The organism is Acetobacterium sp. K1/6 (assembly GCF_034438075.1).
Taxonomy (GTDB): domain Bacteria; phylum Bacillota; class Clostridia; order Eubacteriales; family Eubacteriaceae; genus Acetobacterium; species Acetobacterium carbinolicum.
Genome location: NZ_JAXQGA010000005.1, coordinates 156,216 through 180,595, shown reverse-complemented (window position 1 = coordinate 180,595; position 24,380 = coordinate 156,216). Strand labels below are relative to the sequence as shown.

The 24,380-nt window shown below is 39.4% G+C and carries 19 protein-coding genes and 1 tRNA gene; all 20 read left to right on the top strand.

Features of this window, described 5'->3' with window-relative positions; translation table 11 throughout:
- Positions 1-14 precede the first annotated feature (14 nt).
- The 20 genes from infB (at position 15) to iorA (ending at position 24,379) form a co-directional block, all read left to right on the top strand.
- A complete protein-coding gene (gene infB, locus U2P91_RS06365; protein WP_111886936.1) occupies positions 15-2,231 on the top strand; it encodes a translation initiation factor IF-2 in 2,217 nt (738 codons plus the stop codon).
- Between the two features lie 36 nt (positions 2,232-2,267).
- Complete coding sequence (gene rbfA / locus U2P91_RS06360) at positions 2,268-2,651, top strand: 30S ribosome-binding factor RbfA (protein WP_111886935.1); 384 nt, start codon at positions 2,268-2,270, stop codon at positions 2,649-2,651.
- The gene (locus U2P91_RS06355) at positions 2,635-3,594 is read left to right on the top strand and encodes a DHH family phosphoesterase (RefSeq protein ID WP_111886934.1); all 960 of its coding nucleotides are present in this window, start codon (positions 2,635-2,637) and stop codon (positions 3,592-3,594) included. Before rbfA ends, U2P91_RS06355 begins: the two co-directional genes overlap by 17 nt.
- A complete protein-coding gene (gene truB / locus U2P91_RS06350; protein WP_111886933.1) occupies positions 3,581-4,501 on the top strand; it encodes a tRNA pseudouridine(55) synthase TruB in 921 nt (306 codons plus the stop codon). Before U2P91_RS06355 ends, truB begins: the two co-directional genes overlap by 14 nt.
- 8 nt (positions 4,502-4,509) lie before the next feature.
- On the top strand, positions 4,510-5,418 hold the full coding sequence (locus U2P91_RS06345) for a bifunctional riboflavin kinase/FAD synthetase (RefSeq protein WP_111886932.1): 909 nt from the start codon (positions 4,510-4,512) through the stop codon (positions 5,416-5,418).
- 120 nt (positions 5,419-5,538) lie between these two features.
- Positions 5,539-5,805 carry a 30S ribosomal protein S15 gene (gene rpsO / locus U2P91_RS06340; RefSeq protein WP_111886931.1) on the top strand — a complete coding sequence of 89 codons (267 nt, stop codon included), beginning with the start codon at positions 5,539-5,541 and terminating at the stop codon, positions 5,803-5,805.
- 143 nt (positions 5,806-5,948) lie between these two features.
- Entirely contained in the window at positions 5,949-8,027 is a 2,079-nt protein-coding gene (locus tag U2P91_RS06335) for a polyribonucleotide nucleotidyltransferase (RefSeq protein ID WP_111886930.1), read from the top strand.
- A 2-nt stretch (positions 8,028-8,029) separates the two neighbouring features.
- Positions 8,030-8,482: a dUTP diphosphatase gene (dut, locus tag U2P91_RS06330; RefSeq protein ID WP_111886929.1), complete on the top strand. Its 453-nt coding sequence runs from the start codon at positions 8,030-8,032 to the stop codon at positions 8,480-8,482.
- A 153-nt stretch (positions 8,483-8,635) separates the two neighbouring features.
- Positions 8,636-11,113 carry an FtsK/SpoIIIE family DNA translocase gene (locus U2P91_RS06325; RefSeq protein WP_111886928.1) on the top strand — a complete coding sequence of 826 codons (2,478 nt, stop codon included), beginning with the start codon at positions 8,636-8,638 and terminating at the stop codon, positions 11,111-11,113.
- Between the two features lie 6 nt (positions 11,114-11,119).
- Positions 11,120-12,499, top strand: coding sequence for a 30S ribosomal protein S12 methylthiotransferase RimO (rimO, locus tag U2P91_RS06320; RefSeq protein ID WP_111886927.1), 1,380 nt, complete (start codon positions 11,120-11,122; stop codon positions 12,497-12,499).
- Entirely contained in the window at positions 12,483-13,022 is a 540-nt protein-coding gene (pgsA, locus tag U2P91_RS06315) for a CDP-diacylglycerol--glycerol-3-phosphate 3-phosphatidyltransferase (protein WP_111886926.1), read from the top strand. Before rimO ends, pgsA begins: the two co-directional genes overlap by 17 nt.
- 64 nt (positions 13,023-13,086) lie before the next feature.
- The gene (locus U2P91_RS06310) at positions 13,087-14,328 is read left to right on the top strand and encodes a competence/damage-inducible protein A (RefSeq protein WP_111886925.1); all 1,242 of its coding nucleotides are present in this window, start codon (positions 13,087-13,089) and stop codon (positions 14,326-14,328) included.
- A gap of 61 nt (positions 14,329-14,389) precedes the next feature.
- Complete coding sequence (gene recA / locus U2P91_RS06305) at positions 14,390-15,472, top strand: recombinase RecA (protein ID WP_111886924.1); 1,083 nt, start codon at positions 14,390-14,392, stop codon at positions 15,470-15,472.
- 175 nt (positions 15,473-15,647) lie between these two features.
- Positions 15,648-17,192: a ribonuclease Y gene (rny, locus tag U2P91_RS06300; RefSeq protein WP_111886923.1), complete on the top strand. Its 1,545-nt coding sequence runs from the start codon at positions 15,648-15,650 to the stop codon at positions 17,190-17,192.
- 66 nt (positions 17,193-17,258) lie between these two features.
- A complete protein-coding gene (locus U2P91_RS06295) occupies positions 17,259-18,062 on the top strand; it encodes a TIGR00282 family metallophosphoesterase (protein WP_111886922.1) in 804 nt (267 codons plus the stop codon).
- 68 nt (positions 18,063-18,130) lie between these two features.
- The gene (gene purB, locus U2P91_RS06290) at positions 18,131-19,564 is read left to right on the top strand and encodes an adenylosuccinate lyase (protein ID WP_111886921.1); all 1,434 of its coding nucleotides are present in this window, start codon (positions 18,131-18,133) and stop codon (positions 19,562-19,564) included.
- 62 nt (positions 19,565-19,626) lie between these two features.
- Positions 19,627-19,702 (top strand) — tRNA-Trp (locus tag U2P91_RS06285).
- A gap of 326 nt (positions 19,703-20,028) precedes the next feature.
- On the top strand, positions 20,029-21,393 hold the full coding sequence (locus U2P91_RS06280; RefSeq protein ID WP_111886920.1) for a citrate/2-methylcitrate synthase: 1,365 nt from the start codon (positions 20,029-20,031) through the stop codon (positions 21,391-21,393).
- A 258-nt stretch (positions 21,394-21,651) separates the two neighbouring features.
- On the top strand, positions 21,652-22,578 hold the full coding sequence (locus U2P91_RS06275; RefSeq protein WP_111886919.1) for a phosphate acyltransferase: 927 nt from the start codon (positions 21,652-21,654) through the stop codon (positions 22,576-22,578).
- A gap of 19 nt (positions 22,579-22,597) precedes the next feature.
- The gene (gene iorA / locus U2P91_RS06270) at positions 22,598-24,379 is read left to right on the top strand and encodes an indolepyruvate ferredoxin oxidoreductase subunit alpha (protein WP_111889663.1); all 1,782 of its coding nucleotides are present in this window, start codon (positions 22,598-22,600) and stop codon (positions 24,377-24,379) included.
- The last annotated feature ends 1 nt before the right edge of the window (position 24,380 follow it).

Genomic DNA, 24,380 nt, shown 5'->3' with positions numbered 1-24,380 from the left:
AAGGGAGGAATAATATGTCAAAATTAAGAGTATACGATTTAGCAAAAAAATATAATATTCCCAGTAAAGATTTCGTAGCTATTTTAAATAAGCACAATATTCCTGTAAAAAACCATATGAGCGCCCTGACTGATCAACAAATTACTGAATTTGAAAAGAAATTCGATAAAGATAAGTATCTAGCAGAGCGAGAACCAGAGAAGAAAAAAGAATCGGTCAAGACTGCTGAGACTGCAAAAACGAGTCAGGTTACCCCAAAAACAAGTACGGATATAAAAAAACAGCCTAAATCAACAAAACCACCACAAAAAAACCAACAAAAAACAGGGGGCAATGTGCCGAAAAGAACAGACGATAAAAAAAGACCCGTTTCAAGCAATCAGAGTCAGCAACCAAAGGTCAGAGACCATAGTAAAAAAGAAAAGACTGCTAGAAGTGTTTACAAACGAATTAAAGATGAAAAAAAGAAATCCGTTCAGTTAAATCAGACATTTGAAATACCTGAGATTTTAACCGTTGGTGAGCTAGCCGATATTCTTGAAATAAGTGCTACCGAAGTCATTAAAACTTTAATGCTCGCAGGTACCATGGTCAGCATTAATCAGGAAATTGATTTTGAAACAGCTGCGATCGTTGCAGCAGAGTTAGGTTTTGAAGTTGAGGCGATTAAAATTGAAGATGTCGTTTCTAAAATTCTGGAAGAATACGATGAAGAAGAAAGTGATAATCTGATTCCTCGACCACCGGTTGTAACCGTCATGGGACATGTTGATCACGGTAAAACATCACTTCTTGATCGAATCCGCAAAGCAAATGTTATCGCCGGCGAAGCTGGTGGTATCACTCAACACATCGGTGCTTACACGGTTAATATTAAAAACCATGCCATTACTGTGATCGATACGCCGGGACATGAGGCATTTACGGCAATGCGGTCTCGAGGGGCGCAAATCACAGATATCGCGGTCCTGGTCGTAGCAGCCGACGATGGCGTTATGCCTCAAACGGTTGAAGCGATCAACCATGCCAAGGCTGCTGGAGTTCCCATCCTGGTTGCCATCAATAAAATTGACAAACCTGGAGCTGATCCAGAGCGGGTTAAACAGGAATTGACCAAATACCACCTTGTTGTTGAAGAATGGGGCGGCGAAACCATAGCCGTTAACGTTTCTGCAAAAACCGGCGAAGGTATAGAATCCTTGTTAGAAATGATTATCATGATGTCTGAAATGGAAGAATTGACTGCAGATCCTGGTCGTGAAGCGAGAGGAAGTGTCATTGAATCCCAGATAAAGCGTGGAAAAGGTTCGGTTGCAACCTTACTTGTTCAACAGGGAACCTTACATGTTGGTGATTCTATTATCTCAGGAACTACTCACGGTAAGATCCGAACAATGATTGATGATAAGGGTAAGCGACTAAAGAAAGCCGGTCCATCCACACCAGTAGAAATATCGGGCCTTTCTGATATTCCAGCGGCGGGGGACGATTTTATCGTGCTTGAGAATGAAAAAGAAGCCCGTCAATTGGCTGAAAAGCGGAAAGAAATGCAAAAAGGCGAACGCCAGCGACGTTCTAATATTTCTCTTGACGATTTGTTTAGTCAGATTCAGGACGGCAATATTCAGGATGTTAATGTTATTATTAAAGCCGACGTTCAGGGTTCCATTGAAGCCATTAAACAATCACTGGAAAAACTGGATAATGAAGCGGTTCGGATTAATATTATCCATGGTGCTGTCGGCGCTATCAACGAAACGGATGTAATGTTAGCGGCCACCTCAAACGCGATTGTCATTGGCTTTAATGTCAGACCAGATAAAAATGCTGTGAAACTGGCTGAAACAGAAGAAGTGGACATTCGCCTCTATCGAGTTATTTATGATGCCGTTGAGGATATTAAAAAGGCTATGGAAGGCATGCTGGCTCCTGAATTCCGAGAAAAGGTCATGGGGAATGCTGAAATACGAGAAGTATTTAAAATCCCAAGCATTGGGACTATTGCCGGCTGTTACATTACCGAAGGAAAAATTAACCGAAATGATGAAATCCGCATTATCCGCGATGGAATTGTTGTCCTGGAGGGAAAAATCGCCTCATTAAAACGATTTAAAGATGATGTTAAGGAAGTTAGCACCGGATATGAATGTGGAATTGGTATCGAAAAATACAACGATTTAAAAGTTGGCGATAACATTGAAGCATTTACGATGGAAAAAATTGAAAGATAAGTGAACGCCTATCTTTCCGTGAAGGAGATAAACATAATGGCATCTCATCGAAATGAAAAAATTAATGGTTTAATTCAAAGAGAATTGAGTTTGATCATTATACACAAATTGAAAGACACTCGTATCAAAGACAGTAATGTGAGCATCACCAGGGTTAAAGCTGCCTCAGACTTAAAGACCGCAACCGTTTATGTCAGTATATTTGGAGATGAAGCTCAGAAAAAGATCGTTCTCGAATTACTAAATAATGCCAGGAGTTTTCTCAGATCGAGCTTGGGACAGGTAATTACGGTTCATTCCGTACCTTCCCTGAGCTTTGAAATTGACAACTCCATTGAATATGGTATGCATATTGAATCGATTTTAAAAAGTTTGAAGGACAATAAAGAAGCGAAGGACTCGAATGAAGAAGATTCCTGATGAAATATTAAATTGCTTACGGGACAATCAATCCTTTTTAATTCTGCTGCACCAAAAACCGGATGGCGATGCAATTGGCTCAGCAGTCGCGATGGGAAAGGGCTTGAAGCAACTAAATAAAACCGTTGATTATTATATTGAGCTTCCTCTTGAAGACAAACTCGTTTTCTTTGACGAAGTTCAGTGTTTTAACCGGTCCTTACAAGATCGTTATGATGTCATAATAATTTTAGACTGTTCCAGCCCTAGTTTTGCCTTTTTGCCTGCTGAAATGCCGGTTACTAAAACAAAACTGGTTATTGATCATCATACGAGTAATGCCCATTATGGTGATCTTAACTTTGTTGAAATTACCGGAGCGACCGCAGAAATTGTTTTTCGAATTTTAAAGGGCTTACATGTGGTATTTGATGAAGAAATGGCTGATGCAGTTTTTACTGGCATTACAACAGATACCGGAAGCTTTCAATTTTCCAATGTAACTGTAGATACCCATTTAATTGCCAGTGAATTATATGGCATCAAAAATAATTATGCCCATCTTTCTAAAAGACTTCATACACAGAAAAATATTGATCAGATGAAAATGACCGGGGCTGCCATTCATTCATTAGAAATCTTGGATAGTATGCCCATTGCTATGATGATCTTAAATCATGATACAATTTCGAAGTTTGGCGGTACAATAAATATTACTGACGATGTTGCTAATTTGGGGCAGAATACGATTGGGGTTTCAATAACAGCACTTTTAAAAGAAATTGATCTGGGCGAGTATCGGGTTTCTTTGCGTGCTAAATACCCCTATGATATTCATGAAGTGGCTTTAAAATACGGTGGCGGAGGGCATGAACGAGCAGCAGGCTTTAATTTTAGTGGTGACATTAATGAACTCAAGCATGATCTGATGGCAGTTTATGAGAGTCAAAATGGAGAAAATTAAAAGTTATAGTGGCTATCTTAATGTCTACAAAGAAAAAGGGATGACTTCTCATGATGTAGTCTTTAAAGCGCGCAAGATTTTAAAAACTAAAAAAATCGGTCATACCGGAACCCTGGATCCTGATGCCCAGGGTGTTCTTGTTTTATGTGTCGGCCAAGCCACCAAAATGGTTGAATATATCACCGATTATGAAAAGGTTTATGAAGCGGAAGTTATCTTGGGAATAGAAACTGATACCTGTGATCTATCAGGGACGGTTATCAGTGAAAACCATCGACGGATCAATCGCGATGATTTTGAGCGTATTTTGAACAAATTCATCGGTGATATACGCCAGAAACCGCCTATCTATTCAGCTATTCGGGTGAATGGAAAAAAACTGTATCACTATGCCAGAAATGGCGAATCGGTGGAAATACCGGAACGGGACATTCATATTGCGAAGATCAGTTTACTCAAATTCAGTGCTGATACCCAAAAAGCCAGAATTATGGTAACCTGTTCCAAGGGTACCTATATTCGTTCCCTGTGCCGTGATATTGGGAGCGCTCTGGGGACCTTGGGATGTATGGGAAATCTGATTCGTCATCGAGTTGGTCGTTTCAGCATTAATGATGCGGTAACCTTGGCTGAAATAGAAGAAATAAACAATCGAAATCAGAATGAACTTTTTTTCTATCCGCTGGAGTATTCTCTTGAACGTTATCAATTGGTACGGGCAACGGAGCAAGGTCGTAAGTTCCTACTCAATGGAAATAAGCTTTTTCAATGGAATGTTCATGAAGCTCTCGATGATTTTTACCCTGGGGAAACCCTGCGCTTATATGATGGTGACCAACTTATCGGTATGGGCAGATATCATGTAAATGAAGAAGGAAACTATATTAAACCGACAAAACTACTGTGAGGTAAATAATGACGATAGAAACTTATCATGGAGAAGAAATTGTTTTAGCACTGGGCTTTTTTGACGGCGTTCATCTAGGGCACCGGGCATTGCTTGAAGAAACTAAAAAAATAGGTCAGCGATTCGGCTTTAAAACTGGGGTTATGACCTTTAAAGAACATCCCCTCGAATTAATTTTTCCTAATTACACGCCCTGGCTGATTACATCTAACGAAGAAAAAGAATCCATGATTCGGAATTATGGTGTTGATTTTGTTTTTATGAATCCTTTCACCGAAACGCTGATGAAGTTAACCCCAGAGAAATTTATTACTGACTATTTGCTAAAAAAGTATAATGTCAAAGTTATTGTTGTCGGTTTCAATTATAATTTTGGTTATAAGGGTGCAGGGACAACACGGACATTAAATGAGTTAGGAAAAAAATATGGATTTGAAGTTGAAATTCTTCCTCCCTTTGTCATCAATACCCATTCAGTAAGTTCAACCTTCATTCGTGAACTGATCAGCTGTGGTCAGGTGGATGAGGTTAAAACCTTTCTGGGCCGAAATTATGCATTAAGCGGAACCGTTGTAAAAGGGAAGGGGCTTGGCCACCAATTTGGCATTCCAACTGCAAATATAAAACTCAGTAAGAAATTAATTTTACCGAGCACTGGGGTTTACTATACTCAGGTATATTATAAAGGAAAATGTTTAAACGGGTTAACTAACTTGGGGTTTAATCCGACCTTTGAAAAGCATCCATTTACGATTGAAACTTATATTTATGATTTTGATGAGGACATCTATAATCAGGTGATAACCATTGAATTCAAGGAAAAAATTAGAGATGAAATAAAATTTGAATCGATTGATGATTTAATCACGCAGATTAAAATGGATATTGACACGATCAGAAAAAGATTCATTGAATAATATATTTACAACGATAAATACTTATGATATACTCATTAAGTTATTACCGTTCACTTAGTTTTTTGAAGCTCCTACAAAATACTCGGTTTACGGCTAAATTAAAAAACAAGGAGATTTTAAATGATTAGTAAAGAATTAAAAGCACAGGTCGTCGAAGACTACAAGACACATGAAGGTGACACTGGTTCCCCAGAGGTTCAAGTTGCACTATTAACTGAACGAATCAATGATCTTAATGGACATCTTCAAATTCATAAAAAAGATCATCACTCACGACGCGGTCTACTGAAACTGGTAGGACAGCGACGACGATTATTAACTTATCTTAAAAACAAAGATATCAATCGATATCGAGAACTAATCCAAAGATTAGGCTTAAGAAAATAATTTAGGGCGGAGTATTCCGCCCTTTTTTTTTACCTGAAGGTTATCAATCCAAATGCGGATCCCGATACCCTTATGATTGCACCTTACACCAGAGGGTGTAAAAGCACCACTTCTGGGGAATTATAAGAGAAAGCGAGAAAAAAATGAATATTTTTGAAACTGAAATTGCCGGACGACCACTCCGCGTGGAAATTGGCGAGGTTGCACTGCTTGCAAAAGGTGCAGCTATGATTAGATATGGAAAAACAGAAGTTTTAGCTGTTGTTTCAGCGGCTAAAAAACCCCGAGAAGGGATGGATTTTTTCCCATTAAGTTGCGACTATGAAGAAAAACAATATTCTGTCGGGAAATTTCCTGGCGGCTTTATAAAGCGTGAAGGTCGCCCAACAGAAAGAGCTATTTTAAATTGTCGACTGATGGATCGCCCGATCCGTCCACTCTTTCCTAAAGGCTTTAGAAATGAAGTTCAGGTCATTGCGACAGTTATGTCTGTCGATCAGGATAATGCTCCAGAAATAGCGGCCATGATTGGAGCTTCCATCGTTTTATCGATTTCTGATTTGCCCTTTAATGGACCAATTGGCTCGGTTGCTATCGGTCTTGTTGACGAAAAATTTATTGTCAATCCAAATGAAGAACAACGGGCTATTAGTGATCTTAACCTGATTGTATCAGGAACCAAAGATGCAATTATGATGGTTGAGTCATCATCTAATGAGATTTCTGAAACAGCAATGCTTGAAGCCATTTTATTGGCTCATGAAGAAATAAAGAAAATTGTTGCTTTTCAGGAAGAAATTATTGCGGCTGTTGGTAAGACAAAGGCTGATTATCCAATTTTTGCACCATCTGAAGAAATCAAAGCTGAAATTGTGGCTTTTCTTGGTGATCAATTAAGTGATGCTGTTAAAACACCTGACAAAATGGAACGACTTGACAATATTGAAAAAATAAAAGAGCTTGTAAAAGATCATTTCTTAGAAATTTATCCTAATCAGAAGATCGAAATTGATGATGTGATTAGTTCACTCGTTAAAAAAGAAATTCGTCGCATGATTCTTGAAGACCGTATTCGTCCAGATAATCGAAAAATGGATGAAATTCGCCAGATCACAGCTAAGATAGACTTTTTGGAAAGACCCCATGGTTCTGGATTATTTACCCGAGGTGAAACTCAGGTACTTTCGGTTGTAACTCTGGGTGTTCTTGGTGATGTGCAAAAACTGGATGGCCTGTCAAATGAAGAGTCTAAGCGTTATATCCACCATTATAACTTCCCATCATACAGTGTTGGGGAAGCCCGACCATCACGTGGCCCAGGCCGTCGTGAAATTGGGCATGGTGCATTGGCTGAACGGGCGTTAATTCCGGTCCTGCCATCTGAAGATGAATTTCCATATGCTATTCGGGTGGTTTCTGAAGTACTAAGTTCAAATGGTTCAACCTCCCAGGCTAGTGTTTGCGGCAGTTCGCTTTCATTAATGGCTGCTGGTGTTCCGCTTAAAGCACCCGTTGCTGGTATTGCGATGGGTTTGGTTAAAGAAGATGATAAATTAGCCATTCTTTCTGATATTCAGGGAATGGAAGACTTCCTTGGCGATATGGATTTTAAAGTGGCCGGAACAGCCGATGGTATTACAGCCATCCAAATGGATATTAAAATAGATGGCATCAACAAACAAATTTTGACTGAAGCCCTGGAACAAGCTAGAATTGGTCGACTCCATATCCTTGGCATCATGAATGAAGAAATCGCCGAATCACGCAAAGATTTATCACCCTATGCTCCACGGATTATTATTTTCCAAATTAAACCGGATAAAATCCGCGATGTTATCGGTTCTGGCGGCAAGGTCATTAACAAGATTATTGATGACACCGGAGTAAAAATTGATATCGAAGATGATGGCCGAATCTTCATTGCTTCAGTAGATACCGAATCTGGTAATCGAGCCAAAGAAATTATTGAAAACATCGTCAGAGAAGTTGAAGTTGGTGAAGTTTTAACCGGAAAAGTTGTCCGGATCATGAATTTTGGTGCTTTTGTATCTCTACCAGGTGGTAAAGACGGTTTAGTTCATATTTCTAAATTAGCCAATGAACGGGTCAACGCTGTTGAAGATGTTGTGAAAATTGGCGACGAAGTGACGGTTAAGGTTATGGAAATCGACGGACAGGGCCGTATTAACCTTTCACGAAAAGCAATGCTGCCAAAGGAATAAAGATGATCAAGAATTATTCGATTAAAATACTGAATCAATCTCAATATCCGTTACCAGAATATCAAACGGTTGGTTCTTCTGGAGTCGATTTGAGGGCAAATCTTAATTCGAAAATGATTATCATGCCCCATAAGGTTTATCAAATACCAACCGGTATTTTTTTAGAAATGCCCATTGGTGTTGAAGCACAGATTCGTGCTAGAAGCGGTTTGTCGCTTAAACATGGTTTATCTCTGGTCAACGGCGTCGGTACCATTGATGCTGATTATCGTGGCGAAATTAAGATAATTCTGATAAACTTACTTGATAAACCTTATCAGTTGGAACCAGGAGAGCGAATTGCCCAAATGGTTTTCGCTGAGTATGTCAAGGCAGATTTTGTTGAGGTTTTCAGTGCGGAAGAATTGGCCGCCAGTGAGCGTGGTCATGGTGGTTTTGGACATTCCGGAAAATAGACGCTGCGGATCTCATTAAAATAAGCTAAAGTCGTGAAACTTCATTGATTGCTGCACCGCTTTCCAATCTTATCTTATAACATAATCAAAAGGTGCAGGTTTACCTGCACCTTTTTTATCATTATATCGTTTAATATAAATTCGAGGAGACCAATGGCAATAAATAAAAACAACACAAAAAAAACGAATCAGAACAAATCAAATAAACGTAAAACAAAGAAGAAACCAGCAGCAAAAACGGTGAAGCGTTTTTCTATCAGTAATATGGCAGTCGGGATCTTTTTAATACTACTGGGTATTTTCTCTATTTATGCATATATCGACTTTAATGCTGGGATGGTTGGTAACTTTGTCAGCCAGGCCTTCAGTTATTGTTTTGGGGCCCTCACAATTTTTATGTCGATCTTCATTTTTGTCCTTGGGGTTGTGCTGTGTCTTAATAAAATTGAGGAATGGCGGACCACATTTGTCTTAGTCTTTTTGCTACTTGTGAATTTTATGATCGGATTTACTGTTAATGCCCCGAATCTGATGGACTATAGCATCCCGGAACTGTTTAGTTTAGCCCTGTATGGCCAATATGGTGGTATCATCGGTATTCTCCTGGCAATGCTTTTTGTTAAATTATTTGCAGTGAAAGGTACGCTGCTGTTAGTTATGATAAGCTCGGCAATTATATTAATTTTTATTTTCAGAAACAGTCTAAAAAAATATTTAAACCTGATCAAGGATAAAAAAGAAAATTCTCCTCCGATCAAAGATCGCCTGAAAGACCGGATTGATATAATCCGGGACAAACAACGAATCAAAAAAGAGGTTAAAGCCACTAAGGAACGTACTTCTGAAACTACACTGATACCAATGGTGGGCGATTATGATGACAATGCGCCGTTGTTTGAACCCTATCAGATCAATGAGTCTAATCAGCTCCATCAGGTCTCTGAGAAACCATTGTTTGAACCGGTAACTGGACCTCCTACAAAAAAGAAAGCTAAACAGGATCCTTTTGGTTTTATTGAAGAAGATGCAGATGAAAAAGAAACTCCAATGAAGATTCATGAAAATTTCTTGAAACCACCAAATTTTGAGGATTTTGGCCCCCCTAAAAATGAATTGAATAAAGATGCAAGTAAAAATTTAAATAAAGAAACAAAAGCTGACGATGAAACGAAAGTTTTGGATTTATCAGCAGTTAATTTCGAAACAGAACCTGAGGAATATACCTTTCCTTCTTTATCACTTTTAAACCCTCCAGCTGCTAAAAAGAAATCAAAAAAAGACGATGTTATTAAGAAAGCTAAAATCATCGAGGAAACATTGAAAAATTTTGGGGTCAAAGCTAAAATCGTCGAGGTCAATGTAGGCCCAAGTATTACCCGTTTTGAATTGCAACTTGATCCAGGGGTCAAAGTCAATAAATTCGTTAATCTGTCCAGTGATCTAGCCCTCAGCCTTGCCACCTCAGATATTCGTATTGAAGCGCCGATACCCGGGAAAGCAGCTGTTGGCATTGAAGTGCCTAATGATGTTTCTGAAATTGTTGGCCTGCGTGAAATTATTGAAACACCGCAGTTTATTAACAGCAAGAGTCCGTTAACCTTCGCATTAGGTAAAACCCTTTCAGGCGAAAACATTATCGGTGATATTGGGAAAATGCCTCATATGCTAATTGCTGGAGCGACAGGATCCGGTAAAAGTGTCTGTATTAACAGTATTATTGTTAGTCTGATCTTTAAGTCATCGCCTGAAGAATTACGATTTATAATGATCGATCCCAAAATGGTGGAATTGAATCAGTATAACAGCATTCCCCATCTGCTGATTCCAGTGGTGACAGATCCCAAAAAAGCATCCTATGCTCTCAATTGGGGATTAAAAGAAATGACCGATCGTTATATGCTCTTCAAAGAAGCGGGAGTTCGGGATATTGAAGGGTATAACGAGCTGATGACCAAATCGGGAGAAAAAAAATTACCTCGAATTGTTATCGTCATCGATGAGTTGGCCGACTTAATGATCACCTCACCAAAAGAATGTGAAAATGCCATCTGTCGGATTGCCCAATTAGCAAGAGCCTGCGGTATTCACCTGATCATCGCAACGCAACGGCCTTCAGTCGATGTTATTACCGGCTTGATTAAAGCCAATATTCCATCGCGGATTGCCTTTTCAGTGGCATCAAACACGGATTCCCGGACAATTCTTGACACCGGTGGGGCTGAGAAGCTCCTTGGTAAAGGGGATATGCTCTATTTTCCGGTTGGCCAATCGAAGCCGACCCGCGTGCAATGTACCTACGTATCTGATTCTGAGATAAACGCGGTGATTGATACTGTCAAGATTAAAAAGGGACTGCAGTATGATACCTCCATCGAGGAAGCTATTTCCCAGGAACCTGAGGAAAAAACACAAAGCCGAGAAGGAGACGTCTTACTGGAAGATGCCCTAAATATTGCCTTTGAATACAACCAATTGTCCACTTCGATGCTCCAGCGAAAACTACAGGTTGGTTACGCCCGAGCAGGTCGAATTATTGATGATCTTGAGGATCGTGGAATCATTTCCGGTCCCAATGGTAGCAAAGCCCGGAAAATTCTAATTACAGAAGATGAATTTAAAAAAAGAGAGTAGGTAACTATGAAGACTATTCACATGACGACTTTGGGATGTGACAAAAATACCATTGACTCAGAAATGATGCTAGGCTTAATTGAAGAAAAAAAATATAGTATTGTCACTGATCCCAAAAAGGCTGAGATTATTATTGTCAATACCTGTTGTTTTATCCAATCGGCAAAGGAGCAATCGATTGATTACATTCTGGAATATGTCGATTATAAAAATTCGGGCTTGTGTCAACGACTAATTGTTGCTGGCTGCATGGCAGAACGTTACCACGAAGAGCTTGCAGCAGAAATTCCTGAGATTGACGGATTTTTAGGGGTTGGTCATTTTGACAATATACTGGAATTAATCACTTATTTGGAAATCACATCAGACCCTGATTATTTGGATCCGATCGGTAATGAAGAAAAAAGAATTGAGACGCAATTTTTTGGTGATATTGACAAAGACATCATTGAAGCCCGGCGTTATATCAAGGAAGGTACAGTTTCGACTTTTGTGCGCATCAGCGAGGGATGCGACCATGGCTGTACCTATTGCGTCATCCCTAAAATAAGAGGTAAATACCGCAGTCGTCGCAGCCTGAATATTTTTGAGGAACTACAATACCTCCAGGAACGTGGCATCAAAGAGATAATTCTAATCGGACAAGACATTGCACCATACGGAAAAGATCTCGATGAAGATTTAGACTTACCAAACCTACTTAAAAAAATTGCCAGTCAGTTCGAGTTTACTTGGATTCGGATGATGTATCTCTACCCGGAAGGCATCACTGATAAATTGTTAGCTGTTGTCAAACAACATCCATCGATCAGCCCGTATTTCGATATTCCACTTCAGCATCTAAATGATATGGTTTTAAAACGAATGGGTAGAAAGATGACCTTTGAACAGACAGCTGATTTGATTAGTAAAATCCGCAAGACACTACCAGAAGCTGTCGTGAGAACCTCAATTATTACTGGCTTTCCAGGTGAGACCTCTGAGCAGCATGCTGAGCTGATTAATAAAATAAAAATGTTGCCTTTTGATCATTTAGGGGTATTTAAATATTCACAGGAAGAAAATACACCGGCTGCGAAATTTGAAAATCAAATTCCTGAAGATGAAAAAGAAAAACGCTATAATGAAATCATGATCACTCAGCAGTCTATTTCGCATGCCCAAAAGCAGCGTTTTATTGGCAAAATCCTAAAAGTATTGATCGAAGGGGTGGACGAGGATACTTACTTTGGTCGTTTTTATGGGGATGCTCCAGAAATAGATGGAACTGTTTTTGTCGACAGTCACAATACTCCCTTAACAATCGGAAATTTCTATTCCGTTAAGATAGTCAATGCTTTAGAATATGATTTGATAGGAGATATTGAAAATGAATTTACCAAATAAGATTACCGTTGTCAGAATGGCCATGATTCCTTTTTTCATCGCAGCGTTACTAATCGAATTTCCATACCATCAGCCCCTTGCAGCCGCCTTATTTATTATTGCAGCGTTAACCGACAGCCTGGATGGCTATCTTGCCAGAAGCCGTAACCTGGTGACTGATTTCGGGAAATTTATGGACCCGCTGGCGGATAAATTGCTGGTTTGTTCAGCACTGATTTGTTTTGTCCAGTTGGGATCCGTTCCAGCCTGGATGGTGATTATTATCATTGCTCGTGAGTTTGCCATCACGGGTTTACGATCTTTGGCTGCGGCTGATGGAATTATCATTGCAGCCAGTAAATGGGGGAAAGCTAAAACGATTTCCCAAATGATTGCCATCATCCTGATTCTTTTTGGTAATTGGCCATTTTCGCTGATAAATATTCCGGCAGCTACGATTATGATGTATATTGCCACCATTCTTACCTTATATTCCGGCATTGATTACCTTATTCTAAACAAAAAAGTATTTCGTTCAATGTAATAAACGAAACCTGTAGTAATTTTACTATGTAATAATAAGATATGGCTTTGAAAGGAAACAAATAATGAAATGTGAATTGATTTCTGTCGGTACGGAGCTTTTAGTTGGTGATACCCTTAATACGAATGTCCAATACTTATCTCGAGAACTGTCCCTTTTGGGTATCCGAGTTTATTTTCATACCACTGTTGGCGATAATCCAAATCGTTTGGAGGAAGCGGTAAGAATTGCTTTTAACCGAAGTGATCTGATCATTACAACGGGTGGACTGGGACCAACCCAAGATGATTTAACCAAAGAAGTCATTGCTAAACTCTTCAAAAGAGAGCTTATTCAGGACGAAAAAACCAAAGAAGATTTGCTGCAATATTTTGCAAATCGTGAATTTACCATGACGCCTAATAATCTCAAGCAGACTTTCATCCCGGAAACCGCTGAGATTCTATTTAATCCCTGTGGAACCGCTCCGGGGATCCTCTTAAAAGAACAGGGCCGAGTGATTATTATGCTACCGGGACCGCCACGAGAAATGACTCGGGTTTTTGAAGACGCAGTCTTACCCCTTTTAAAACAGGACAATCAACAGTTGGTGATCTCCCGTTATTATAATTTATCAGACATCGGGGAGTCAGCGACAGAAGACCGTCTGCTGGATCTCATTGATGCCCAAGTCAATCCAACCATTGCCACCTATGCCAAGATGGGCGAAGTGTTGGTTCGCATTACTGCAAATGGCCGTGATGAAAATGAAGTAAATACATTACTTGATCATTATCAGGAGATTATGCTTTCTCGTTTTAAAGAAAATATTTTTTCATTTTCAAAGGAATCTCTTCAGGAAACAGTATGCAAATTATTATTGGAAAAAAGAATCAGCGTGGCTACGGCCGAATCCTGTACTGGCGGCTTAATTGCCTCCCAACTTACCGAGTATCCAGGTATTTCGATGGTATTTGGAACTGGACTTGTGACCTATTCAAATGAAGCAAAAATTAATCTGCTAGGGGTAAAAAAAGAAACCCTAGACACCTATGGGGCGGTTAGTGCTGAAACTGCAAGAGAAATGTGTGAAAACTTACAAAAGATTTCACAATCGATGCTTAGTGTTTCGGTTACCGGCATTGCTGGCCCTGAAGGGGGTAGCGAAAAAAAACCGGTAGGACTTGTATATATCGGGGTGTGTTTTAATGAATTAACCGATGTCTATCACTATCACTTTAATGGTGAAAGAAAAGTAGTCCAACAAAAAACTGCCAATAAAGTCTTTCACTTGATTAGAAAAACCATAGTTGACAAATCCAAATAAAATAGATATAATAAAAAAAGAACAAGAACGAATGTTCTAATAAAGAATAGGATGGTTGCAAATGGCTGAAAAATCGAAAACAAATAATGAAGAATTAACAGATAAACAAAAAGCGTTGGATGCGGCGTTAAAAAACATTGAAAGAAGTTTTGGCAAAGGTGCTGTGATGCGTCTAGGCGATGATGCCGCCAAATTAAATGTCGAAGTGATTTCTACATCATCTATCGGTTTGGATATGGCACTGGGTGTCGGCGGCGTTCCCCGGGGACGTGTTGTGGAAATCTATGGACCTGAATCTTCAGGTAAAACGACTATTGCGTTGCACATTATTGCAGAAGCGCAAAAAGCTGGTGGAAATGCAGCTTTCGTTGATGCGGAGCATGCTTTAGATCCCACTTATGCAAAAGCTTTAGGGGTTGATATTGATAATCTCCTAGTTGCGCAGCCTGATACCGGTGAACAAGCTATGGAAATTGTTGAAGCCCTGGTAAGAAGTAACGCTATTGATGTAGTGGTTATTGACTCTGTTGCGGCTTTGGTACCCCGAGCCGAAATCGATGGTGAAATGGGGGATTCCCATATGGGGCTTCAGGCGCGACTGATGTCTCAAGCCTTAAGAAAACTGACCGGTGTGATAAAAAAATCAAATACGACAACGATTTTTATTAATCAGTTACGTGAAAAAATTGGGGTAATGTTTGGTAATCCGGAAACAACCACTGGCGGAAAAGCGCTTAAATTTTATGCTTCGGTACGAATCGATGTGCGCCGGATTGAATCCCTTAAAAAGGGCACCGAAATTGTTGGTAACCGGACCCGGGCTAAAATTGTAAAAAACAAAATTGCGCCACCGTTTAAACAGGCAGAATTTGACATCATGTATGGCAAAGGCATCTCAAAAGAAGGTGATCTTTTGGATGTAGGAGTGGACTTTGGTATTGTCGATAAGTCTGGATCCTGGTTTTCTTATAATGAACAACGATTGGGACAGGGCCGTGATAATTCAAAAGAATACCTAATGGCCAATCCTGAAGTTGCTAATACCATTGAAAAAGAAATACGTGAAAAAAATGCACTTAGTAAGATTGTTGCTGAACCTGAAGACATCGAAGAAAACTTGATGGCTAATGACGATATTGAATAAAATAATGAATTAATCAGGAAAACCATTCAAAAAAGAACCTTTTCGAGGTTCTTTTTTTGAATTATTAAAAATAACCCCTTTGAGTGGCCTTTGTTTCTTGACACTATTTTCAAAAGAGTATAAAATATAGATCATGATGAGTAGATTAGAAACATAGCAAATAGTTTATAAGGAGGTGAAAATTATAGACATACTAACAATTATTTTATTCATTGGTATTATCGCAGCGTTTGGAGTTGGTTATTTTGTGCGCAAGAATATTGCCGAAGGCAAGATAAGGAATGCTGAATTGACCGCAACAACGATTGTGAATGATGCCGTAAAAGAAGGAGAAACTTTAAAAAAGGAAATTCTTTTTGACGCTAAGGAAGAATCCTTAAAATTAAAAGAATCACTTGAAAAAGATAACCGAGAACGCAGAGCCGAGCTTCAGAAACTTGAAAATCGACTTATTCAAAAAGAAGAGAATCTTGAGAAAAAACTAACAAATTTAGAACGCAATGAAGATGCCCTCACCAAAAGAGGCAAAGAAATTGAAAAGAAAAAAGAAAAAGTGGATAGCTTATATGATGAGCAGGTTAAGGAACTTGAACGTATATCCGGTCTTACTTATGACGAAGCAAAAGAAATTCTGCTTGAAGATATCAGTAAGGATACACGACGAGAAGCTGCAATTATGATCCGTCAAATCGAAGTTGAATCAAAGGCTGTTGCTGATAAAAAAGCGAAAGAACTCATTTCACAGTCCATTCAACGTTGTGCAGCAGATCATGTGGCAGAACAAACCATAACGGTTGTCAACTTACCAAATGACGAGATGAAGGGCCGTATTATTGGTCGAGAAGGTCGAAATATCCGAACATTAGAAACACTAACAGGAATTGACCTGATCATTGATGACACCCCAGAAGCCGTCATTCTTTCCGGTTTTGATCCCATCCGCCGGGAAGTTGCCAGACTGTCCTTAGAAAAACTAATTATTGATGGTCGAATTCATCCCGCCAGAATCGAAGAGATGGTAAAGAAATCACAAAAAGAAGTAGAAAATCATATCAAAGAAGTTGGGGAACAAGCTTGTTTTGATACTGGAATTCATGGCCTGCATCCTGAGATCGTAAGACTGTTGGGAAGACTAAAATACAGAACCAGTTATGGTCAAAATGTATTAAAGCATTCCATTGAAGTATCCCATTTGGCTGGCATTATGGCGGCTGAATTGGATGGTAACATCAAGGTCGCTAAACGAGCAGGATTATTACACGATATTGGAAAAGCTATTGATCATGAGGTCGAAGGACCCCATGTTGAAATTGGAGTCAATGTATTAAAAAAATACAAAGAAAATAAAAATGTCATTCATGCTGTAGAAGCTCATCATGGTGATGTTGAAGCACGAACAATGGAAGCAGTTCTTGTTCAGTCCGCAGACGCCATTTCAGCAGCACGTCCTGGTGCAAGAAGAGAAACACTCGTTTCTTATATCCAAAGATTACAGGAGCTTGAAACCATTGCCATGTCATTTGAAGGCGTTGAGAAGTCATATGCTATTCAAGCTGGACGTGAAGTAAGAATTATGGTAAAACCAAATGAAGTTGACGATGACGAGATGATTTTACTATCACGTGATATTGCTAAGAAAATTGAAGCAGAAATGGAATATCCCGGGAACATTAAGGTTAATCTAATTCGCGAAACAAGAGCAAGCGACTACGCTAAATAGTCAAAAAGGGGAGATGATCTCCCCTTTTTTTAATCAGTTTTCTTAACCAGCGAGAAGGAATTATTTATGAATATATTAATACTCGGTGATGTCTACGGCAGACCCGGACGAAATATTTTAAAAGAAAAATTGCCCCAATTGATCACGGAGCATCAGATTGATTTTACCATTGTCAATGGCGAAAATGCTTCCGGTGGAAATGGACTCTCGACAAAAAATGCCAAAGAAATGTTAAGCTTACCCATTGATGTTATCACCATGGGTAATCATGTCTGGCAGCAAAAAGAATTGTTGGAAACAATCGCTGATTTTCCACAAATTATCCGGCCTCTGAATTATCCAGATCCGTGCCCCGGTAAAGGTTATGATTTTTTCACTTGTGAATTAAAAAATGGTGGCTCTAAAACAATCTGTGTTATCAATCTATCTGGACAGATCTTTATGCCCAATCTTAACTGCCCTTTTAATACCATGGCGCCTTTAATAGGAACATTAAAAAGCTCCGCTGATCTGGTCCTGATTGATTTTCACGCGGAAGCAACCTCAGAAAAAATTGCCTTTGGCTATTTTATGGACAGCTGGGCAACAGCGGTGTATGGAACCCATACCCATGTTCAAACCGCCGATGAACGAATTCTAGAAGGTGGAACTGCCTATATCACTGATATTGGCATGACCGGACCCATTGATGGGGTTATTGGCGTTGATCGCCAGATTATAATTGACACGATGCTAACTAAAAGACCCAGCCGGTTTGTTACCGCAACTGGAAATGTTCAAATCAATGGAATTATCCTGGCAATCGATGAAATTGAAAACAAGGTGAGTAAAATCACGCGATTATATGAAACCTACAAGACCGATAAGTAAGAGACGGATTCTTTCGAATTCTTGCTCTTGTAGAATTTGTGATCTAATTGAAAGGAATGGAAATTATTATGAAAGCATATTATGAAAACCCGTTAATTGAACGTTATTCGTCAAAGGAAGTCCTCCATATTTTCTCAGCTGACAATAAGTTTCAAAACTGGAGGAAATTATGGGTCGCTTTGGCAGAAGCAGAACGCGATCTGGGTCTTAATATTACCGAAGAACAGATTGCTGAGCTAAAGTCCAATATCACCAACATTGATTATGAACTCGCGGCTAAAAAGGAAAAAGAACTGCGACATGATGTCATGGCGCATGTTCACACCTATGGTGCCCAATGCCCTAAAGCAAAAGGAATCATCCATCTTGGTGCGACCAGCGCTTATGTCGGCGATAATACGGACATCATTGTTTATACCGAAGGACTGCGGCATGTTCGAAAACAACTGCTTAATCTGATCAACCATCTTTCTGTCTTTGCGGCTAAGCATAAAGATTTACCAACATTAGGTTTTACCCATTTTCAGCCTGCTCAATTAACTACGGTCGGTAAACGGGCATGTTTATGGATTCAGGATTTATTAATGGACTTATCGGATCTTGATCACATCATTAGTAATGTTAAACTGCTAGGGGTTAAAGGTACTACTGGTACTCAGGCAAGTTTTATGGAGCTTTTTGATAATGATCATCAAAAAGTTAAAAAGCTCGACGATTTGGTCGCTGATAAAATGGGTTTTAAAAAGTCTTTTGCCGTTAGCGGTCAGACCTATTCTCGAAAATTTGATTCGCAGGTGCTAAATGTCTTAAGCGGCATTGCTCAGACACTGACAAAATTTGCCACAGATATCCGACTGCTCCAGAATTTAAAAGAGGTAGAAGAGCCCTTTGAAAAAAATCAGATCGGTTCATCAGCAATGGCATACAAACGAAACCCGATGCGGTCAGAACGGATCTGTTCTCTAGCTCGCTATATTATCGTGAATTCTCTTAATCCGGCTTTGACTGCTTCGGCGCAATGGTTTGAACGGACTTTGGATGATTCGGCCAATAAGCGAATCAGTATCCCCGAAGGATTTTTAGCCACCGACGCTATTCTGACGATTGCCATGAATGTATCCGAAAATTTAGTTGTTTATCCCAAAGTTATCCTTCAGCACATCAATGCAGAACTACCTTTTATGGTCACCGAAAATATTATTATGGAAGGTGTAAAACGAGGCGGTGATCGACAGGAACTTCATGAAAAAATCAGAGTCCTCTCGATGGAAGCAGGTCATACTGTTAAAGTCGAAGGAAAAGCCAATGACTTAATTGAACGAATTCTGAAGGATCCGTCGTTTAATTTAAAAGCTGAAGATGTTGATGCCCTTTTAGACCCAATCCTTTACGTCGGTAGAGCACCTCAGCAGGTAGACGACTTTATTAATGAAGAAGTGAGCCCAATCTTGAGAACCAATCAGGAATTGCTTGATTTAAATAAGATCGATTTAAAAGTATAAATATTTGATAAATATATTGACAAGTATCCCACCAGCATTTATAATATAGTAGTTGCTGTTGTAGGGGTATAGCTCAGTTGGTAGAGCAGTGGTCTCCAAAACCACGTGCCTGAGGTTCGAGTCCTCATACCCCTGCCATATTTATTGATTTTTAACTCCGACTCATATGAGTCGGAGTTTTTACTTTTTGACGAATGATAAGTTTCAATCATTATTCGAAAAACCAAAAAAACAAACAATCATTAATGAAGATTTGAATTTTAAAATACTATAAATAATGCAAGTTGAAAAATAAATCTTTCATATTTTAGTATATATTGGTACAATCTATGTATTCAGGCATAAAAAAAGGTGTTATTAAAAAAAGTCTTTCAAAAGTACATAAAAAAATAATTAATTAACTTTATTTGAATCATATTTTATTGTATAATTATATAAAATGAGTGAGATAAAGGAGATAGAAGATGAATCATATTTTTTCGGAAATTACCCCTGAGATTATAGAATATAGCGATTTATGCGTAAAAAATAGTTACATTGAACCATCATTATATAAAAAACATCAAGTTAATCGTGGTTTGAGGGATTTAGATGGAAATGGTGTCTTAACCGGATTAACTGAAATCTCTGAAATTCAAGCCTATGTTTTTGAAGATGGTAAGAAAATTGGTACTGAAGGAAAACTTTTCTATCGCGGCGTTGATGTTGAAGAACTTGTAGCTGGTTTTGTTAAAGAAAAGCGTTTTGGTTTTGAAGAAATTGTCTATCTATTACTTTTTGGCGATCAGCCGAATCAGAATGAACTTAAAAATTTCACCAAGGTACTTGGTAATTATCGAAGCTTACCAACCAGTTTTGTCCGCGATATTATCATGAAAGCCCCCAGTTCAGACATGATGAACACTCTAGCCAGAAGTGTTTTGACACTTTTCTCTTATGATGATAATGCCAGCGATGTTTCTATTCCTAACGTTTTAAGACAATCCCTGGAGTTGATCGCCTTATTTCCCATGTTGGCGGTATACGGATATCAAACCTATAAACACTATCATGATGATCAGAGTCTATTTATTCATCAGCCCCAGCCTGAGCTGTCAACAGCGGAAAATATTCTCTATATCCTTCGATCCGACAGCAAGTATACTGAGCTCGAAGCACGAATACTTGATATTGCTTTGGTACTCCATGCCGAACATGGTGGGGGGAATAACTCAACCTTCACCACCCATGTAGTGTCTTCCTCCGGCACCGATACCTATTCGGTTATTGCCGCTTCATTGGGTTCGTTAAAAGGCCCAAAACATGGTGGCGCCAATATCAAAGTCGTCGAAATGTTTGAAGATATGAAAAAAACACTAGCTGATTGGACCGACGAAAAACAAGTACGACAATATCTGGTGGATCTTCTTCATAAGCGAGCCTTTGACAATGCCGGTTTGATTTACGGAATGGGTCATGCCATCTATTCAGTATCCGATCCGCGAGCAAATGTATTCAAAGGCTATGTTCGAAGTCTTTCAGAGGAAAAGGGACTACATGATGAATTTGAACTCTATTCAATGGTTGAACGATTAGCTCCAGAAGTTATTGGTGAGGAGCGAAAAATTTACAAAGGTGTTAGTGCTAATGTTGATTTTTATAGCGGCTTTGTTTATAGTATGCTGGGATTACCCCTTGAACTCTTTACTCCAATTTTTGCAATCGCCAGAATTGCTGGTTGGAGTGCTCACCGACTTGAAGAGCTCATTAACGCTGGTAAAATTATACGACCGGCATATAAGAATGTTAGCGAACGTCGTGCTTATGAACCATTAGGCGAACGAAAATAGATTCCTTAATTAAAAAGTCGTCGTTTTTCGGAGTATAAAAATATCTAGGCGTTTTTCATAGTCTTCCTGATCTGTTCATGCTAGAATAGATCAGGAAGTTTTTGTATTCGTTCTATTATTTCATCGTTTCTAGTGGAAGTTGGATTTTGCTCTGACAATACCGTTCAATGATCGTTCGTGAAGCAATTGTAACAAAATTGTTTCTTTATTATGTGTTTAAATTAGTGTATAATGTTACATATGAAAAATGAGGTTAAGATGTTCGATAATTTTAATGATATTGGTGAATCAGTAAAACTCGGCGTTAAGAATACCCTTGTCATCGCAGCTGCCGAAGAAGGCGAATTATTAAAAGCCCTTTCTACAGCAAACGAATTATATTTGAATCGGGTAATTCTTGTCGGCAATCAAAAAATGATTGAAGAAATTAGCATTAATGAAAGAATCGATGTCAAAAATATGGAAATCATCGATGTCCCAGATCGTGTGACCGCTTGTGAAAAATCGGTGGCTTTGGTGCGTCAGGGACAGGCTGATTTTATTATGAAGGGACTTGTCGACACATCCATTTTTTTAAAAGCTGTCATTAGTAAAACCGGTGGTCTGACGACCGGACGACTCCTGAGTAGTATAATGATGATCAGAATTTCCTCCTATCACAAGTTTCTCGTTTTATCTGATGGTGGAATGATTATTGCCCCCGATTTAAATAAGAAAAAAGGGATCATCACCAACGCCGTTGATTTTTCCAGACTGCTGGGTATGCAGCACATCAAGGTTGGTTGCCTTGCAGCTAAAGAAAAGATTAATCCTAAAATGCCTGCTACTGTCGATGGTGCAGCATTAAAAGAGTTATCTCTACACCACTATTTTGGTGAAGATGTTCTGGTTGAAGGTCCCATCGCGATGGATTTGTTGATCTCAAAAAAAGCTGCGCAGATAAAAGGTTATGTATCGGAAGTGGCGGGAGATGTGGATGTTATTGTTATGCCAGACATTGAAACTGGCAATGCAATCATAAAAGTAATGACTCATCTGGGTAATGCCCAGTTGGGAGGGATCGTGATGGGTGCCTGTGCACCCATTATTTTAACGTCCCGATCGGATTCTTATGAAAATAAACTAAATTCCATTATTCTGGGGGCATTTTTAACCCAGGAAATGGATGATTGTCACCAAATATGAGAGGAGCATTAAAAAAGAAATGAAGCTATTATTAACTGGAAATGAAGCCATCGCAAGAGGGGCCTGGGAGGCTGGGGTAAAGTTTGCCACAGCCTATCCGGGAACACCAAGTACCGAAATATTAGAAAATGTGGCTACTTATAAGGAAATTGTGTCTGAATGGGCCCCCAATGAAAAGGTCGCTCTGGAAGCAGCAGCCGGTGCATCTATCGGTGGCATCAGAAGTTTATGTGCCATGAAACACGTGGGTGTTAATGTTGCCACCGATCCCCTGTTTACTTTTGCTTATCTGGGGGTTAATGCTGGAGCAGTTCTCGTTACCGCTGACGAACCAGGGATGCATTCTTCTCAGAATGAACAGGATAACCGCAATTATGCTCGCCATGCAAAAGTCTGTATGTTTGAGCCTTCTGATAGTCAGGAAGCTAAAGATATGCTCAAAGAAGCTTATGCTGTCAGCGAAACTTATGACATGCCGGTCTTATTCAGAATGACAACCCGGGTTTGTCACTCTAAGTCAATTGTTTCTTGTAGCGACCGGGAAGAAGTGATGGATAAACCTTATGAAAAGGATATCCGGAAATATTGCCCGTTACCAGCATTTGCCCGAGGTATGCAGGTTAAGCTGGCTGATAATTTCAAACGTCTGGAAGCTTATTCTAATACCACGCCATTTAATTACAGTGAGGATAATCATTCTGACATTGGTGTAATTGGATCCGGGGTGGCCTATCGTTATGCCAAAGAAGTGTTCGGGAATACCGTTTCATATTTAAAAATTGGTTTTAGTTATCCACTACCAATGGAAAAAATTGCGGCCTTCGCCAAAGGAAAAAAGACCCTTTATATATTTGAAGAAAACGATCCGATCATGGAAAAAGAAATCAAAGCAGCCGGAATTGACTGCATCGGTAAAGAAAAATTGCCCGTCATGGGTGAGCTGACTCCTGATCGCGTCCGTAAAGCCCTTTTAGACGAGACTGTTCAAATTATTGAGCCCAATCCAGAATTGGTATTACCACGACCCCCGGCACTGTGCGCCGGATGTCCGCATCGCGGCGTTTTTTATGAGTTAGGCCGACGAAAAGATCTAATGATCTTCAGCGATATTGGCTGTTACTCGTTAGGACTGATGGCCCCCTATAATGCTACTGATGCGATGATTTGTATGGGTGCCAGCATCAGTGCTGGTCACGGTGTTCAAAAAGCCTTTGACATCAAAGGCGATCATTCAAAAAAAGTGGTATCAATTCTTGGTGATTCAACCTTTTTCCATTCGGGAATAACCAGTTTGATGGATGTCACCTATAATAAAAGTAATACTCTAACCATTATTCTCGATAACCGTATTACCGGTATGACTGGTCACCAACAGAATCCCGGAACTGGTTATGATTTAATGGGCGAAGCAGCACCGATGATTGACATTGAAGCGATGGTAAAAGCCTGTGGCGTAAAAAACCTGATCTCTATCGATCCCAATAATCTTCAGATTGTTGAAGAAGCCATTGAATGGGGACTAAATACTGATGGTCCTGCTGTTATTATTACCCGTTGGCCCTGTGTTCTGAAAAAATTCTCTGGCCAGGATAATGAAGAGTTCCCAATGGCCTTTAAGAAAGTTTGTTCCGTCGATGTTGATAAATGCATCGGCTGCAAAAAATGCCTGAAGTCCGGTTGTCCGGCATTGGCTTTTGATCGAGCCAATAAAAAATCGGGTATTCTAAAAGAAAGCTGTGTAGGCTGTGGTGTTTGTGCACAGATCTGTCCCAAACAAGCCATTACAGTAGAGGTGAGATAGA

What these genes read in the sequence shown, in the direction of transcription:
- infB (WP_111886936.1), top strand. Translation starts at nt 15, where the DNA reads ATGTCAAAATTAAGAGTATACGATTTAGCAAAAAAATATAATATTCCC.
- rbfA (WP_111886935.1), top strand. Translation starts at nt 2,268, where the DNA reads ATGGCATCTCATCGAAATGAAAAAATTAATGGTTTAATTCAAAGAGAA.
- U2P91_RS06355 (WP_111886934.1), top strand. Translation starts at nt 2,635, where the DNA reads ATGAAGAAGATTCCTGATGAAATATTAAATTGCTTACGGGACAATCAA.
- truB (WP_111886933.1), top strand. Translation starts at nt 3,581, where the DNA reads ATGGAGAAAATTAAAAGTTATAGTGGCTATCTTAATGTCTACAAAGAA.
- U2P91_RS06345 (WP_111886932.1), top strand. Translation starts at nt 4,510, where the DNA reads ATGACGATAGAAACTTATCATGGAGAAGAAATTGTTTTAGCACTGGGC.
- rpsO (WP_111886931.1), top strand. Translation starts at nt 5,539, where the DNA reads ATGATTAGTAAAGAATTAAAAGCACAGGTCGTCGAAGACTACAAGACA.
- U2P91_RS06335 (WP_111886930.1), top strand. Translation starts at nt 5,949, where the DNA reads ATGAATATTTTTGAAACTGAAATTGCCGGACGACCACTCCGCGTGGAA.
- dut (WP_111886929.1), top strand. Translation starts at nt 8,030, where the DNA reads ATGATCAAGAATTATTCGATTAAAATACTGAATCAATCTCAATATCCG.
- U2P91_RS06325 (WP_111886928.1), top strand. Translation starts at nt 8,636, where the DNA reads ATGGCAATAAATAAAAACAACACAAAAAAAACGAATCAGAACAAATCA.
- rimO (WP_111886927.1), top strand. Translation starts at nt 11,120, where the DNA reads ATGAAGACTATTCACATGACGACTTTGGGATGTGACAAAAATACCATT.
- pgsA (WP_111886926.1), top strand. Translation starts at nt 12,483, where the DNA reads ATGAATTTACCAAATAAGATTACCGTTGTCAGAATGGCCATGATTCCT.
- U2P91_RS06310 (WP_111886925.1), top strand. Translation starts at nt 13,087, where the DNA reads ATGAAATGTGAATTGATTTCTGTCGGTACGGAGCTTTTAGTTGGTGAT.
- recA (WP_111886924.1), top strand. Translation starts at nt 14,390, where the DNA reads ATGGCTGAAAAATCGAAAACAAATAATGAAGAATTAACAGATAAACAA.
- U2P91_RS06295 (WP_111886922.1), top strand. Translation starts at nt 17,259, where the DNA reads ATGAATATATTAATACTCGGTGATGTCTACGGCAGACCCGGACGAAAT.
- purB (WP_111886921.1), top strand. Translation starts at nt 18,131, where the DNA reads ATGAAAGCATATTATGAAAACCCGTTAATTGAACGTTATTCGTCAAAG.
- U2P91_RS06280 (WP_111886920.1), top strand. Translation starts at nt 20,029, where the DNA reads ATGAATCATATTTTTTCGGAAATTACCCCTGAGATTATAGAATATAGC.
- U2P91_RS06275 (WP_111886919.1), top strand. Translation starts at nt 21,652, where the DNA reads ATGTTCGATAATTTTAATGATATTGGTGAATCAGTAAAACTCGGCGTT.
- iorA (WP_111889663.1), top strand. Translation starts at nt 22,598, where the DNA reads ATGAAGCTATTATTAACTGGAAATGAAGCCATCGCAAGAGGGGCCTGG.